General features: G+C 39.8%; 14 protein-coding genes. 8 read left to right on the top strand and 6 right to left on the bottom strand.

Annotation, left to right across the window (positions count from 1 at the left end):
• Positions 1-140: 140 nt before the first annotated feature.
• Positions 141-2,264, top strand: a complete 2,124-nt coding sequence (helD, locus tag AAEY57_RS02295) for a DNA helicase IV (RefSeq protein WP_350606070.1) — start codon at positions 141-143, stop codon at positions 2,262-2,264.
• A gap of 46 nt (positions 2,265-2,310) precedes the next feature.
• On the opposite strand, the gene AAEY57_RS02290 is transcribed toward helD, so the two are convergent.
• On the bottom strand, positions 2,311-3,480 hold the full coding sequence (locus tag AAEY57_RS02290; protein ID WP_350606069.1) for an MFS transporter: 1,170 nt from the start codon (positions 3,478-3,480) through the stop codon (positions 2,311-2,313).
• 316 nt (positions 3,481-3,796) lie between these two features.
• Complete coding sequence (locus tag AAEY57_RS02285) at positions 3,797-4,744, bottom strand: sodium-dependent bicarbonate transport family permease (RefSeq protein ID WP_058154774.1); 948 nt, start codon at positions 4,742-4,744, stop codon at positions 3,797-3,799.
• Positions 4,745-4,868: 124 nt separating this feature from the next.
• On the opposite strand from AAEY57_RS02285, the gene AAEY57_RS02280 reads away from it, so the two are divergent.
• Positions 4,869-5,813: a LysR family transcriptional regulator gene (locus AAEY57_RS02280; protein ID WP_350606067.1), complete on the top strand. Its 945-nt coding sequence runs from the start codon at positions 4,869-4,871 to the stop codon at positions 5,811-5,813.
• A gap of 389 nt (positions 5,814-6,202) precedes the next feature.
• Positions 6,203-6,619, top strand: a complete 417-nt coding sequence (locus AAEY57_RS02275) for a hypothetical protein (RefSeq protein ID WP_350606065.1) — start codon at positions 6,203-6,205, stop codon at positions 6,617-6,619.
• Between the two features lie 329 nt (positions 6,620-6,948).
• On the opposite strand, the gene AAEY57_RS02270 is transcribed toward AAEY57_RS02275, so the two are convergent.
• Positions 6,949-7,347, bottom strand: a complete 399-nt coding sequence (locus AAEY57_RS02270) for a hypothetical protein (protein WP_350606063.1) — start codon at positions 7,345-7,347, stop codon at positions 6,949-6,951.
• Positions 7,348-7,528: 181 nt separating this feature from the next.
• On the opposite strand from AAEY57_RS02270, the gene AAEY57_RS02265 reads away from it, so the two are divergent.
• On the top strand, positions 7,529-8,032 hold the full coding sequence (locus AAEY57_RS02265) for an Mpo1 family 2-hydroxy fatty acid dioxygenase (RefSeq protein ID WP_350606060.1): 504 nt from the start codon (positions 7,529-7,531) through the stop codon (positions 8,030-8,032).
• A 25-nt stretch (positions 8,033-8,057) separates the two neighbouring features.
• On the top strand, positions 8,058-8,849 hold the full coding sequence (locus AAEY57_RS02260) for an SDR family oxidoreductase (RefSeq protein WP_138764370.1): 792 nt from the start codon (positions 8,058-8,060) through the stop codon (positions 8,847-8,849).
• Between the two features lie 155 nt (positions 8,850-9,004).
• Here AAEY57_RS02260 and AAEY57_RS02255 read toward each other — a convergent pair whose 3' ends face one another.
• The 3 genes from AAEY57_RS02255 to AAEY57_RS02245 form a co-directional block, all read right to left on the bottom strand.
• Positions 9,005-9,619, bottom strand: coding sequence for a DUF7010 family protein (locus AAEY57_RS02255; RefSeq protein WP_290191057.1), 615 nt, complete (start codon positions 9,617-9,619; stop codon positions 9,005-9,007).
• Positions 9,620-9,846: 227 nt separating this feature from the next.
• Positions 9,847-10,026, bottom strand: a complete 180-nt coding sequence (locus AAEY57_RS02250; protein WP_010390276.1) for a DUF6435 family protein — start codon at positions 10,024-10,026, stop codon at positions 9,847-9,849.
• 92 nt (positions 10,027-10,118) lie between these two features.
• On the bottom strand, positions 10,119-11,279 hold the full coding sequence (locus AAEY57_RS02245; protein WP_350606055.1) for a PQQ-dependent sugar dehydrogenase: 1,161 nt from the start codon (positions 11,277-11,279) through the stop codon (positions 10,119-10,121).
• 366 nt (positions 11,280-11,645) lie between these two features.
• Here AAEY57_RS02245 and AAEY57_RS02240 point away from each other — a divergent pair, with 366 nt between their 5' ends.
• The 3 genes from AAEY57_RS02240 (at position 11,646) to AAEY57_RS02230 (ending at position 14,965) form a co-directional block, all read left to right on the top strand.
• Positions 11,646-12,689, top strand: coding sequence for a flavin reductase family protein (locus AAEY57_RS02240; RefSeq protein WP_024603115.1), 1,044 nt, complete (start codon positions 11,646-11,648; stop codon positions 12,687-12,689).
• Complete coding sequence (locus AAEY57_RS02235) at positions 12,686-13,738, top strand: fatty acid desaturase family protein (protein ID WP_350606053.1); 1,053 nt, start codon at positions 12,686-12,688, stop codon at positions 13,736-13,738. The genes AAEY57_RS02240 and AAEY57_RS02235 overlap by 4 nt, the downstream gene beginning before the upstream one ends.
• Positions 13,739-13,963: 225 nt before the next feature.
• Entirely contained in the window at positions 13,964-14,965 is a 1,002-nt protein-coding gene (locus tag AAEY57_RS02230; protein ID WP_288369064.1) for a branched-chain amino acid aminotransferase, read from the top strand.
• Positions 14,966-15,048 lie beyond the last annotated feature (83 nt).

The following is a 15,048-nucleotide window of genomic DNA, read 5'->3' as shown; positions in this document are numbered from 1 at the left end:
GAAATGGATAAATTGATTGGTTGTTTTTTGTTCTACTTTAACGCGTTGAAAATTTTACCGCCAGATTTATTATCCTTACAGCGCGTATTACCTTAAAATAGCGTTAATTGGTTCATTTTTATAAAGGAATTCTGCTGTTAATGAATTCTATTTTCCCCAGCGTATTTGGCCGCCTGTTTACCCCACACCTCGCTGTTGATATTAATCAACAAGGTTTAGTCATTAACAACAAAAAGCACACAGATACACTGAATTGGTGCGATTTAACCTCGCCTATTTGTTATGAATATGGGGTGCTTGGACAAACACTACGTTTTTCAACACAGTCTGGGCAGTATCGAGTGTGGATGAGGGCTTATGGCAGTCACCGAATACTTAAAGCCAAGACGGATCAGCTATGGGTCAATAATAATATTGAACCATTAAATGAGCTGCTAGAAAATATTAACCAATTTGCACATCATCAATTTTTGCGTCAATCCTATGTGGCAGATATAAAACAGCGCGTTAAACAACAATACAACCGCTGGTTACCTTGGATAAAAAAGAGTGAGGCATTGGCAGTTGTTAGCACGCAAATAAAACTGCTCGAACAATATAGTCAGTGGAGCGATTCATTAACTCGCTTTTTACAGCATAAATACACACAGACCCAGTTGCAGCGTTATGCTGGTTTTTTCGATAACGTTGAAGCAACCCCACTTACTGAAAAGCAAAGACGGGCATGCATTATCGATGACGATAATAACCTCGTATTAGCCGGAGCCGGCACAGGTAAAACCAGTGTAATGGTGGCGCGAGCGGGCTATTTAGTTAACAGTGAGCAAGCTAATTACGATGATATTTTATTACTCGCCTATGGTAAGCAAGCTGCCAGTGAAATGGACGAACGTATTAAAGCTAAGCTGAATACACAGGCTATAAAAACCGCCACTTTTCACAGCTTAGGTTTAACAATTATTAATGAGGTTGAGAGAAAAACGCCTAAAATATCTAAACTTGCTGAAAACGAAAAAGCTAAAATAAAATGGGTTGAAGGGTGTTTTGAATCGCTTGCTAATGCTAAGCCACAGTATGCTAAAGCATTGGTAAACTATATAAATAACAATCTTAATGACGTTAAAAGTGGGTTTGAATTAAGCACTGCAAAGCCTAATCATATAGCGCTTCTACAAGAGATAAAAGCTGGCGGTTATTTAACCAAATTAGCGACTTTATTTAGTCAATTAATTAGCGTGTATAAAACAGCAAATATAACGTTTGAGAACGATTCAAAGCAGATACAGCAGGCTTGGAAATTATTAAAGCCATTACTAGCCAACTATAACCATTATTTAGATACTCAAGGTGAAATAGACTTTGACGATATGATCCTCAAATCCCTCGATTATGTTAATACAAGAAAGTTTATATCACCTTGGCGTTATATCATGGTTGATGAATTTCAAGATATATCGCCTACGCGTGCGGCGTTGGTTAAAGCGCTGCGCGATAGTAAGCCTAGAAGCTCATTGTTTGTAGTAGGCGATGACTGGCAAGCTATTTACCGTTTTAGTGGTGCTGATATGCGCCTGACCACAGAATTTGCCGCACATTTTGGTTTTACCACACAAACCATACTGGATGTTACGTTTCGTTTTAATAATAAAATTAGTGAGGTTGCTTCATGTTTTATCATGAAAAACCCTGCCCAGTTAGCTAAGCAAATTAACTCGTTATCACAAGTGACAAAGCCCGCTATTAGCGTATTAAAAACAGCGAATGTTGTCTCAAGCAAAAATACAAAAATAGCTGAGCTAAATAATGGGGCACTTGCCCATTTACTCGACACTATCAACAAAAATAAGCCCGCTGTTGTGTATTTACTGGCACGCTATCGCTTTCAGTTACCTACTAAAGCCGATATTAACGCCTTGCAGCAAACCTTTTCTTCATTACAAATTGAGTGTGATACCTTTCATGGTTCAAAGGGTAAAGAAGCCGATTATGTAGTTATATTAGGTATGCATGGCGGGCAATTTGGATTTCCGAGCACTAAGCCATCGCCTGCAATGTTAGAAGCTCTCTTACCCGCTAAAGATTTGTATGCCCATAGCGAAGAGCGACGCTTATTTTATGTGGCGCTCACTCGTGCTAAACACAAGGTGTTTATCATAAGTGATGACAACAACCGCAGCTGTTTTGTTGACGAGCTCATAAACGAGCATCAAATTGAGCTAAAAGAGTTAAAAAACATAGCCAGTAAAGTGGTAGCGCAGGTATAAACCGCTTAGTGGCAAACGAATAAGCTTAAGCGGTCTATTGCGTTAGTTAACCTGCAACAGGGGTGTTACCTGTGGGTATTTTTTTCATACTTTTTATGAGCATATAAATACAGGTGGTAATTAAACAACCACCTAAATAAATAAGCACACCATGGCTTGCATCAGAAAAATGCGTTGCCAACAACGGGCCTAATACAGAGCCGACACTGTAGCTGAGCAGCATTATTTCAGTGGCTGACACTATTTTTGCCATAGGTAACGAGTCGCACGCTAAAGTAATCGCAATCGGATAAAGTGCAAAACTACACGCACCTAATACAAAGTAACTTACAACTAATCCGCCAAAGCTATGCGCGTTTAATATTCCCATTACGCTGGCAGCACCAACAAAACAAAAAATAGCCATAAGTAAGCTTTTTATAATACGGGTTGATAAATAACTCACTAAAGGTTGCACCAGCATGCCACCTAAAATAATCACCGCCATAAGTAAGCCGGTATATTGGGCTTGATCAGTTTGCGCGGCTATATAAACTGGTAATAACCCGTAAATAGGGCCTAGTAATAATCCTGATACTAAACAGCCTAAAATAGCAGGGCGGCTGAGAGTTTTTAACTCTTTAAGTGGCAGCTTTTGTAATTGCTGAGCATTAGGTTGGCCTTTTGTAATTAATAATGGAGCTAAAATAGCCAACGCCAAAAGGGCCACGACAAATAAATACGGTACGGCACCTTCAGTGCCAAGCGGTGTGATTGCTAATTGCCCCACAGCGCTGCCACCATATAAAGAGGTCATATATAAACCTAAGCGTTTAGCTCGCGCCTTAGGTGTATTCGCCATTAACAACCACGACTCAACCACTACAAATACTCCCGCAACAGCAATACCAGCAACAAAGCGAGCAATTAACCACATTGTTGCTGTAGGGGATATAATCTGTGCAATAACACTGATGATCAGCAACATTAAAAATGCGATAAATGCCATACGGTGGCCAATTTTTACTACCACACGCTCAATACACAGAGCGCCAATAAGTAAACCAAAATAAAAGACGCTGGCAAGCCAAGGCGCAAGATCAATACTTAACTTAAAAGCACTCAGTGATAACGGGATCAGGCTCATTAAAAAGCCCGAAGCAATAGCAAAAAAAGATAAACCAATAACAGGGGCTAAAGGATTATTTGATTTACTATTATCGGCAAGTTCCACCATTAGATTATTCCGATAAAAAGGGTTTAAATAATTGCTGATTTAGGTGTGATAGTGGCGCGATTATTTGAAGCAGATTAATTTGGCTGCGAATTTATGCTGCTTTTTATACCAAGTAAAGTGTTTTTTAATTGCTCAATCAAAATAATTTTTAAAATGTTTTTTTACGTAAACTAATCGCTTAATTGCAATCTGATTGTAGAAATAAGTTAGCGTTTTTGTTTTATATTTGTTGATTTTTTAAAGAGGGTGATAACGTAGTAATGGCGGGGTATAGTTAAAAAATAAAAGCCCATGTTGGGCTTTATTGGTGTTTATTTTAGTGCATGGCAAGCGCAAGCTTATGGTACAAACCAATACCAACAATCACATTAAACGGAAACGTTACCCCTAAAGAGCTGAGCATAGCTAGGCCAATATCAGCCTTGGGAACGGCTGCTTTAATTGCCGCAGGGGCTGCAATATAAGACGCACTAGCCACTAAGCTACCGAGTATCACTACCGAGCCTAATTCTAATTTTAATAGTGTGCCTACAGCCACGCCGATAGCACCTAAAAATAGCGGAGTAATAATAGCAAATGCAGCGAGTCTCCAATGCTGCCAAGGAAATGGGCGCAGAGTTTGCGCAGCCACTAAACCCATTTCAAGTAAAAACAATGCCAGTACTACTTTAAAACTACTGGTTAAAAGACTGGTTACTTGACTGCCTTGCTGTGTGCCATACATCATTCCGATGATCACACCGCCTACCAATAAAATCACGCTTTTGTTAGTAAGTGTTTCGTGCCAAAGCGCTTTGAGTGACAGTGTATTACTTTGGCTATGTTGTTTATCGAGTTTACGATACAGCATTAAACCGACAATAATGGCAGGTAATTCGAGCATCACTAAATACAGTGTAACCTCAGCACCTACCTCTAATTTAGCTGACTCTGCATAAGCCAATGCAACTGCAAAGGTACCTGCGCTTACCGAGCCATAATGCGCAGCAATACTGGCGCTATTGGCCACACTGAGTCTAACAACATATTTTAAAATAGGGTAAAGAGTAAGGGGAATAAGACCACCGAGTAACATAACCGAGGCCATTTCAGGAAGAAGTTGCCAGCTTAAGTTACCATGCAGCACCATGCCACCTTTTAACCCTATGGTGAGCATTAACAATAGACTTAGTGTGTCATAAGTGGCTTTAGGTATCGCTAAATCAGAACGTAAAATCCCCGCCACTAATCCTAAAATAAAAAACATTACGACGATATCAGGCACACTGTTCTCCTTTTTGTTATTAGTTACTCAATTTGTTAAGCGGCGCTATTGTAAGCCTATCTTTGTATAGTAAATAATAAAATGAATGATAGTATCTTATAGATAAAAATCTATGAGGTGAGTAATGAACATAAGGCAGCTATCATTTAGGCTACTCGAAGTCTTTATGAGTGTAGTTAAAACCGGCTCCATTAGCGAAACAGCTCGGCAATTGCATTTAACCCAGCCTACCGTTTCTTTGCAAATTAAGCGCTTACAAGAAGCCGTTAATGAGCCTTTAATTGTTATGCAACAGCAAAAATTACAGGTTACCGAGGCTGGCTTACAATTATTTAGAACTTGTGAGCAAGTGTTTGGGCACTTTGATGATTACCAAGACTATTTAGCCGAGCTTAAAGGCGGGGAGCGCGGGCGCTGTAAAATTGCCATGGTAAACACTGCACAATATATTTTGCCTAAGCTACTTGGGCCTTACAGTAATGCCCATCCCCATGTAGAGCTGCCATTAGAAATTGGCAACCGCTCTGCAGTGTTAGCGCGTTTTGAGCGTGGAGAAGACGACATTTATGTGTTTAGCCACCCACCATCACTTGAACATGCCCAAGCTGCGCGTTTTTTACATAACCCCTTAGTTTTTATTGTGCCGCTTGATCATCCGCTTGCCGATGTAAAAGCATTAACATTAGCTGATTTAATGCCATATCGATTTTTATTAAGAGAGCCAGGCTCTGCTACGCGTATGCTTTTTGAAAGCGAATTACAAAGCCGTGGTTTAGTCCTTAGTGATAGTGTGCAAATGGCCAGTAACGAAGCCATACGAGTTGCTGTTTCCTCGGGAATGGGGATTGCTGTGCTTTCCCATCATGTATTACCAAAAGGCGATAACAGTTTTAAAGTGCTCAATGTAACCGACACCTACTTAGCCAGCCATTGGTATTTTGTAGTGCGCACAGACAGGCATATTTCTCATGCTGCGCGCAGCTTTTTTAAATTTGCCCAGCTGAATTTAGAGCAATATCTCGATAAGCAATGGGTGCGTAATGAGCTAAATGGGCTTAATTTACATTAGGGTCTGTTGACCTTTCAAGATTAAATTTGCAGCAGTCTGTTTGGTATTTAGGCAAGGCAGAGCCTATGTAGTGTGGTTATTCCCCATAAATAGGCGATAACGCAGCATCAATGCCAAACAGGCGCTGCCCTTCGGGTTCTGCCTAGGGGCGATTTACTCATTGTTGCTCGGTTTTGACTTAGCCCACTAGGTTACAAACCTCGCGCCGCGATTAAACCGCCCCTAGTTTGAACAAATTGTAATCCGCAAAGGTCAACAGGCCCTAAAGAGTTAAAGCGAAGCGAAAAAAATATAAGTTGGTATTAAAGTTGCTGTAGTTATTCACATACAAGTATCTAAGTGAAAATAGTTAAAGATAGATATTTTAACGCAAAAATGGATTTGAGCTGATGACATCAATAACCTTTAAAAATCAATATAGTACTTATGTTAGTACAATAAATAAACCGGCAAAAGCTGACGAAGTAGTGGCAACTTCTGGCCCTGCGGCAACAGCTAAAACCAACGATAGCGAACAAACGCAAATCGCAAGCACTAAGCCACAAGACAAAAGCTTTTTAGAAAATGCGCAAGAGGCGCTTATTTATCAACGATTAGGGGTTGATAAAGAAAAAATTGCTGAGTTAAAAGCTGCAATCGAAGCATTGGCAGAAAAACTTCAAGAGCAAGGTGCTGATATAGACACCATTAAAGAGCAGCTTGCAGAGTTACAAAAAATGCTGGAGCAAGAATACGAAAAAGGCACTGATCGAATGGCCATGCAACCTACGCATGAAAAAGGCAAGCTTGTAACCGCGTTAGCTTAGATAACGACACGTTGCAAGCTCATTTACTTCTGATTTTAAATAGATTTTAAGAATTATGCACAAAGAGGGCAAAGAGACGCTGCGCTTTTAGAGCAGTGATCTAAAGCATATTTTTTATGGCTTCTCATTCAATTCTCTCAGCTCATACTGTTTTTTATGATCAATTTACAAAGAGGGCGAAGAGACGCTGCGACTTTAGAGTAAGCGGCTGAAATAAATTTATTTTTTCCTGCTCATTTTATCCTCATTCATTTCTATCAGTTTAAATTATTTTTAAGTGATTAATACACAAAGAGAGCGAAGAGACGCTGCGCTTTTAGAGCAGTGATCTAAACCATAACTTTCATCTGCAACCAAAAAACCAAGCTTGGGCATATAAAAAGTATCAACATGCCTACACTAAGCAAGTTGCCTTTAAAGAGATTAAAGTCATCAAAAATTCTCTGCCACTTATATTTAAATAAATACCTACCCACAAAAATATCTAAACTAAGTATTATCATTAGCCACACTAAGCCTAACTTTAAACAGTCTAGGTAATTTGTAGGGGCAACCCATGGCAGGGTTAACCAAGTTATAGCAAAAATAATGGCGATGCCTGAGAGTAAACTAAGTGTTTTAGCGCGTCGTTGCCCATATAATCGATGCAGAACTCGCACTCTAATGTTGCCATTAATTATCTCGCCCAAAGCAAGTAATAAGCCTATGGCTAGGGCTTTTAATAACATGATGATTTCCTTATATTACAAAAGCCAACAGTTAAACATTTATTTTAAATAGTTTACATTAATACCCAATTATAGAGCCATTAGTTAGCCTTTTAATTTATAACCATCGGTATTTGTTGTTATTGTGCGCACTTTTTTATAAGGTGAACTTTGCTTATAAAAATAACAATGGGATCAACCGATGAAAACTCTACAACAACAACTTGGCCAGTATGGCTTGTATCATCGTTCAAAGCGTAACGTATTAACTCACTTTTTTGGTATTCCACTGATTGTATTTGCGGCATTGTGCTTACTAGCGCGTGTTGAAATTCCCATAGGGAGTTTTAATGTCGATGGGGCGCAGCTTTTTGTCCTTGCCAGTGTGGTTTACTATTTTATGCTGAGCTTTTCGCTAGGTTTAATCATGGGCATTATTTTTACTGTATTGTTAGTGGCAGCGCAGCCTATCGCCGCAATGCCCTTTACATATTGGCTGACGATTGGTGTGGGGGTGTTTTTATTTGGCTGGGTGTTACAGTTTATTGGTCATTATTTTGAAGGCAAAAAGCCCGCATTTGTTGATGATTTAGTGGGTTTAATTATTGGCCCTTTGTATGTTACCGCAGAGCTGTTATTTTTAATGGGCTTTTATAAAAATTTAGAACAGCAAGTTAATGAAATAGCGGGCCCAACTAAAGCATAATCAGTCAAAGACTATAAGGTAAACCATGGATTATAATAATAAAACAGTGTGGATCACCGGTGCATCATCAGGTATTGGTGAAGAGCTTGCAAAACAATTTGCAGAGCAAGGTGCGAAGGTTATTTTATCAGCGCGAAATATCGATAAACTCAACCAAGTAAAAGACGAGTTAAAAGGCGAGGGGCATCGTGTTATTCCCCTTGATTTATCAAAGCCCGAAACTGTACTGCAGGATGTATCAGCGCAAATAGATAGCTTAGGCCCAATTGATATTTTAATAAATAATGGTGGCGTATCACAGCGTAGTTTATTTTTAGAAAATGACTTTAAAGTGTACCGCCAACTCATGGAAGTAAATTACTTTGGTTTAATTGCCCTCACTAAAGCGGTGCTACCTTCAATGGTGGCGCGAAAAAGCGGCTCAGTAGTGGCTATTAGTAGCGTGGCAGGCAAAGTGGGCTCTAAGTTTAGAACGGGTTATTCAGGCAGTAAATACGCTGTAGTAGGCTTTATGGATTGCTTACGCGCCGAAGTCGCGCAGCACAATATACATTGCTTAACTATTTGCCCTGGCTCAATTAAAACAGCGATTGCCCATAATTCATTGAACGGGCAAGGAGAGGCACAAAACAAACCTGAGCCTTCAATAGAAAATGGTATGAATGTAAATGTAGCCGCATCGAAAATGCTCACCGCAATCTATAATAAAAAAGACGAAGTTGTAATAGGCCAAGGGTTAAGCGGTTGGGCACCGTTTATAAAACGGTTTTTCCCTAGTTTATTTAATCGCTTAACCGCCAAGGTAGAATATAAATAGCCTGAGAATTAGTGGACTGTTAGCAAAAATTTAAGTTAAATTTGTGCTGACGGTGTACTTCTATTTTTTAAATAATGGAGACGTTAAAGTTAATGATGCATAGTGTTAAGCTAAGAGTATCTTTATCTGTAACTTTCCTTTTAGATAACAATTCGCTACGAGGCTTTTACTGCTGACTCTTTTGATTTATTGAAGATCACAATAGAAAATATAACTTCTGTTATGCCGCCAACAAAAGCACCAATGACGAAGTTAGCATTTAATAATATACAAACTACTCCCGCTAGCATAAGCACAGCACCTAAAAGCCAATAAACTTTTGCACCATATAAAGTATTAAAAATTAAATAACGCACACCCATTGCCAACAGCATTATTGGATAAAACCATTGCAGATGCAGCTTAGAAACATAGAAGGCGAGGAAAAAACCAACAAATAAAATAACGGTACTTTCTAAAGCAAGTTTGCCTAATGGGTTTGTGGAGTCATGTTGTCCAGGGCGCTTAAGTACTTTTGATAGCAACATAGCCAGCGGGTGTATAAACATACCACCAATAAACAGGGTAAGCATACTCGCTTTAGTTGAATACAGTACTGCAATTAAACCAGCAAAACACCAAACTAACCCAGAAATAACAACACCTGTTGCGCCACCAAAATAGGCGAGATCCATGTCTTTTTGTGCTTGCTTAAATTCCATAAATACCCCGTGACCTAAAAGTGGATATCCCTCAAACAGAGGAAAGTAATTATTGGTTAATAATTCCACTAATTAACTTTAATGTAAACAACTGATTATGCGAGAAATAAAATGGCTTTTGAGTGTCGCACCAATAGGGCTGTAATAACGTGATGGGGGAAATGCAAAGTGAACTTATAAGAAGTGTATTTAATTTTACTTAGTTGGGTAAATGTTTATCGAAGTTATTTAGTCGGGGAAATACAAACCCCGCACTGTTAATGCGGGGGATAGGTTTAAACTTATTTAGTTTAATGTTACTTGGCCTTTTTTGCTTCGAGCGCTTCTATTTCATTCCAAATTTTTTCAGCCTCGTCAGTTAACATCGCATAGCTTTTAATATCGCCTTTTCTTTGCGCTTGCATGCCTTGTTCTAATTTTGCGTCGTATTCTTTACGTAATTTTTTGATTGGATCTGGCTTTAAAAATGAAAACATCAACACCCTCGTTGTTTATTAGCTAGTTACAGTAACAATACGCAGTAAAGGCGCAAAAAGTTTTCTGTTACTGTAATTAGCGTATTAAAAGATTACTGTGGGTCAAGGCGCACAATGTCTTGGCCGTCTAATCCTAAGTAAATAGTGCCATCATCACTTTGTGCTAGGCTGCGAATACGACCAATGCCTTCCAGTAATTTACTTTGTTTAACGACATTGCCATCTGCTATTTCAAGTACGCTAATAAACGCGTATTTCATTGAAGCGAGTAAAAATTTTCCTTTAAGCTCAGGATATTTGTCACCCTTTACTAGCAGCATGTCTGAAGGAGCAATAGAGGGTGTCCATTGTAATGTGGGCGCTTGCATGCCTGATTTTTCGGTTAAATCGGTAAACGAGGTGCCACTGTAGTTAATACCATAGCTTACCACTGGCCAGCCGTAGTTAGTTTTAGGCTTAATCATATTAAGCTCATCGCCGCCACGGGGGCCGTGTTCGTGTGCCCAAAATACATTATTTTCACCATCGAACCACATGCCTTGTGGGTTACGATGCCCGTAAGACCAAATCGCTGATTTTGCGTCTTTTTGTTTTACAAAGGGGTTGTCGGTTGGAATTTTACCATCGTCGTGTAAACGATAAATTTTACCGCCATCGCGGCTTAAATCTTGTGGGTTAATATCTCGCGAGCCGCGATCGCCAATCGAAAAATACACATAATTTTGGTTATCAAACACAATACGGCTGCCGTAGTGCTGGCCTTTTTTAGAATTATGCTCGCCTTTGTATAATTGTTGTTGCTCGCGTAATTGGCTGTGATCGTTACTTAATTTTGCGCGCATAAGTGCGGTGTTACTGCCAGCACCGTCACCTTCACTGTTTGAGTAAGTGATATACAGCCATTGATTATTAGCAAAATCAGGATGCAGCTCTAAATCAAGTAGGCCGCCTTGGCCGTTGGCATCAATTTTAGGTAGCCCAGAAATTTTAGTTAAGCTAGTGGTATTTTTACGCAATAAATATAAGGTGCCACTGCGCTCGGTTATTAATAAATCACCGTTTGGCAGAGCCTCAATAGCCCATGGAATAGAAATCCCTTGGGCAACAGTGACCGGTTTTACATTAAGCGCTAATTTATCTAGTTCTTTAAAATCAACTGCATGAGCACTAAGGCTGGTAAGCGCCGAAAATGCCAATGCACAACTGGCTGTGGCGAGTGTAGAAAATTTTTTACGCGTTGTTACTTTGTTCATAATGGCTTCCAAAATTAACTAAATTTTAACTACCTTAGCACGCTATTAATCACAGTGTTAAGTATTTGGGATGAATGAAATTGCACGCTATTTAACCGCTTTAATGTTGGTTTTTAGCTTAATGAGCTTGTTTATGTCCCTCAGGTGTTTAACTAACTTTACGGGTATAGGAATTAAAGACCGCTTTAAAAAAATTGAATAATTACTCTATTAGGGTTGAAATTTAAAAATTCGAGCGTACACTTGTGCGCTGAAAGTTGAGCTTACACGTGTAGGCTCAAATATTTAAAGCCCAGCACATGTGTTTGCGTGAATTCGCTTAACACAAAGTGATGGGTAGTCGATTTAAGTAGAGAATTAATAACCATGCTAACTTCGGTATTAGACCAATTTTCAAAATGGTTTTTACACCATCAAAGCTTTGCCGCTTACATAGAGCCTTTAATACAGGTCGTTAAACCTGCATGGCGAGCCGGCTTTTTTCGTGCGCAAATTGTTGATGTACACGCGTTGAGTGGTCAGTTTTTAAGTGTAACGCTTAAACCCAATAAACAGTGGCGCGCCCACATTGCTGGCCAGCATATTAGTTTAACGCTTGAGCTCAACGGGCGTTTGCTTACCCGTGTATTTACGCTTGCTTGCAGCCCCGCGCAATACAAAGCAACCGGATTGCTGCGAGTTTTAATTAAAACCAATGAGCAAGGACGTTTTACAGCTCAGTTGCAAAGCACATTAAAGGCGCCGTCGTGGTGTAATATTTCTGCGCCAAGTGGCGACTTTGTATTTAAAAGCTGGCATAAAGCCAGCACCTTTGTTGCTGGTGGCTCAGGTATTACACCTATGCTGGCAATGCTTAGCCAGCAATTAGCAAATACTCAGCACACCATCAAATTACTGTATTTTGCAAAAGCTAATGAGCACCAATGCGTTGAAGAACTTGCCGCATTAGCAGAGCGTTATGCGCATTTTTCTTACTTGTTACTCACTCGCGATATGAGCCCGCAATTAACTACGCATATAAACATCGATGACAATCCTGATATTTACTGCTGTGGGCCAGCAGCGTTTATGCAAAAAATTGCACATTTTGCAAACCAGCATCATTTAACCTATTACCAAGAAGCCTTTAGCCTTGCATTGCCAAGCTTAAATGATGACAGTCAATTTACTGTAAAAATTAATAATGATCACCACGACGTAGCAGCGAATGAGGTGTTGTTAACTCAGTTTGAGGCAAAAAAACTACCTGTGCAGCGAGGGTGTGGGATTGGTATTTGTCATCAATGCCAGTGCATTAAAAAAACGGGCGTGGTGCGCAATTTAAAAACCGGTGAGTTATCAGATAACGGCGAGCAGTTAATTCAACTGTGTGTTAGCCAAGCGGTCAGTGATTTGGAGTTACAGCTATGACAACCATAAATTATCAACAATTAGCCGAAGATTTAGATGGCATAAAAATGTCGACGCTTGCTAAAGTAGGGCAAAAGGATGCTAATTATATACGCTCTATTGTCCGCAAGCAGCGACTGTGCGAAATAGGTGGGCGCATTTTATTAATGCTTGGTTTTATTCAGCCCTTACTTTGGGTGGCGGGTGTGTTATTACTGGCTTTGGCTAAAATTCTCGACAACATGGAAATTGGCCACAATGTAATGCATGGTCAATACGATTGGATGAACGACAAACAGCTTAATTCAAAAACATACGAGTGGGATATAGCCTGCGACGGCCAAAGTTGGAACCGAGTACACAATTTTGAGCACCATACTTACACTAATATTATTGGCAAAGACCGCGATTTTGGTTATGGCTTATTAAGATTAAGTAATGACTTTAAATGGCGTTTAAAAAATACTTGGCAGTTTATTACCTATTTAAATTTAAGTGTGCTATTTCAGTGGGGCGTGTCGTACCATGAGCTGGCGGGTGAGCGTGTGTTTATAGGTAAAAAGAAGCCAAACCGCAAAGGGGCTGTAGCGCATAGTACGTTAAAAAAACGCTTTTTTAGTAAAGGGGCGCGCCAATTAATTAAAGACTATGTGCTGTTTCCACTTTTAGCGGGGCCTCTGTTTTTATGGGTGCTAAGCGGTAACTTATTGGCGAACCTAATTCGTAATTTATGGACATCAACCATTATTTTTTGTGGCCATTTTACCGAGCAAACGCATACCTTTTACGAGCAAGATTGTGAAAACGAAAGCCAAGGTCAGTGGTATTATCGCCAAGCGCTTGGGTCGTCAAACATTAAAGGGGCGCGTTGGTTTCATATTTTAACGGGGCATTTAAGTTTTCAAATTGAACACCATTTATTTCCAGACTTGCCATCGTCACGCTACCAAGAAATAGCACCACAAGTGCAAGCTGCTTTACAAAAGCAGGGCATTGCATACAACACCGGCGGTTTTTTTCACCAATATACCTCGGTGTTAAAACGTATATTTCGTTATTCATTTAAATAGAGGTTAATAAAATAGCCGCTACTATAATGTATGCATTAAATAATCAGCTAACCTTAAATTGTTAGCTGATTATTGCATTAAAGAGTTAGTAAGTGCTTTTTTGATTAAATAATCATCAGTACATGCAAATAATTCGTCTAATTAATTTAAAAACAGCCTGTTTTGCTATGGTTAAATAGTAGCGGGTTGTCATACAATGGAGAAAAATAGACCACACAAGAGAGAATAAAAATGGCCGCATTTGGTACTGTGTTTATGCCGCAGATGATTCAAGCTAAGTTTTCTGACAATCAGTGGGGCGAAAGCTCAATTGTTCCTTGCGATAAGCTTGAGTTGCATGCAGGTGCACACGTTCTTCATTATTCAAGTACATGTTTTGAAGGTTTAAAAGCCTTTCGCCATGAAGATGGTTCGGTAAATATTTTTAGAATGGATGCAAATATTGCGCGTATGCAGCAAAGTTCTGAATTATTAAGTTTACCAGCGGTTGATGGCGAGATGCTAAAAACAATGATCATCGATATTGTTCGTGAATACGCCGATGAAACGCCGCTTCCTCCTGGTTCTATGTATATTCGCCCAACCCACATTGGTACTGAAGCTGCCATTGGCAAAGCGGCTGCACCTTCAATGAGCTCATTGCTTTATACGTTATTATCGCCAGTGGGTGACTACTTTTCAGGTGGTGCTACCGCGTTACGTGTTTTATTAGAAGAAGACGGCATGCGCTGTGCCCCGCATATGGGTATGATTAAAAGCGGTGGTAACTATGCTAGCGCGCTTGGCCCAATATCAGCAGCGCGCACTAAATATAAAGCGGATCAAATTTTATTTTGCCCAGGTGGCGATGTGCAAGAAACCGGCGCGGCCAACTTCATATTAATTGATGGCAACGAAATCATTACTAAAGCACTCGACAGCACCTTTTTACATGGTGTTACTCGTAATAGTATTTTAACCATTGCGAAAGATTTAGGAATGACGGTAAGCGAGCGTAACTTTACCGTAACTGAGCTTTTAGAGCGTGCAGCAAAACCAGGTACAGAGGCAGCACTTTCAGGCACTGCAGCAGTATTAACACCAGTAGGTACGTTTATCCATAACGATAAAGAATACAAAGTGGGTAATGGTGAACCAGGACCAACAACAGCACGTTTACGTCAAGCATTGAACGATATTCAATGGGGTAAAAGTGAAGATACACACGGTTGGTTAACTAAAATCTAATCGGGTTCTAGGGTCTGTTGACCTTTGCGGATTAAAATTTGTTCAAACTAGGGGCGGTTTAATCGCGGCGCGAGGTTTGTAAC

The organism is Pseudoalteromonas sp. MER144-MNA-CIBAN-0113 (genome assembly GCF_040308965.1).
Classification (GTDB): domain Bacteria; phylum Pseudomonadota; class Gammaproteobacteria; order Enterobacterales; family Alteromonadaceae; genus Pseudoalteromonas; species Pseudoalteromonas tetraodonis.
Note: the sequence above shows the minus strand (reverse complement) of the source record. Positions and strands in the feature narration are given on the sequence as shown.

Bases quoted from the DNA above. Each gene is read 5' to 3' on its own strand.
- AAEY57_RS02250 (WP_010390276.1), bottom strand. From the start codon at position 10,026: ATGTTTTCATTTTTAAAGCCAGATCCAATCAAAAAATTACGTAAAGAA.
- AAEY57_RS02275 (WP_350606065.1), top strand. From the start codon at position 6,203: ATGACATCAATAACCTTTAAAAATCAATATAGTACTTATGTTAGTACA.
- helD (WP_350606070.1), top strand. From the start codon at position 141: ATGAATTCTATTTTCCCCAGCGTATTTGGCCGCCTGTTTACCCCACAC.
- AAEY57_RS02260 (WP_138764370.1), top strand. From the start codon at position 8,058: ATGGATTATAATAATAAAACAGTGTGGATCACCGGTGCATCATCAGGT.
- AAEY57_RS02290 (WP_350606069.1), bottom strand. From the start codon at position 3,480: ATGGTGGAACTTGCCGATAATAGTAAATCAAATAATCCTTTAGCCCCT.
- AAEY57_RS02265 (WP_350606060.1), top strand. From the start codon at position 7,529: ATGAAAACTCTACAACAACAACTTGGCCAGTATGGCTTGTATCATCGT.
- AAEY57_RS02245 (WP_350606055.1), bottom strand. From the start codon at position 11,279: ATGAACAAAGTAACAACGCGTAAAAAATTTTCTACACTCGCCACAGCC.
- AAEY57_RS02240 (WP_024603115.1), top strand. From the start codon at position 11,646: ATGCTAACTTCGGTATTAGACCAATTTTCAAAATGGTTTTTACACCAT.
- AAEY57_RS02270 (WP_350606063.1), bottom strand. From the start codon at position 7,347: ATGTTATTAAAAGCCCTAGCCATAGGCTTATTACTTGCTTTGGGCGAG.
- AAEY57_RS02280 (WP_350606067.1), top strand. From the start codon at position 4,869: ATGAACATAAGGCAGCTATCATTTAGGCTACTCGAAGTCTTTATGAGT.
- AAEY57_RS02235 (WP_350606053.1), top strand. From the start codon at position 12,686: ATGACAACCATAAATTATCAACAATTAGCCGAAGATTTAGATGGCATA.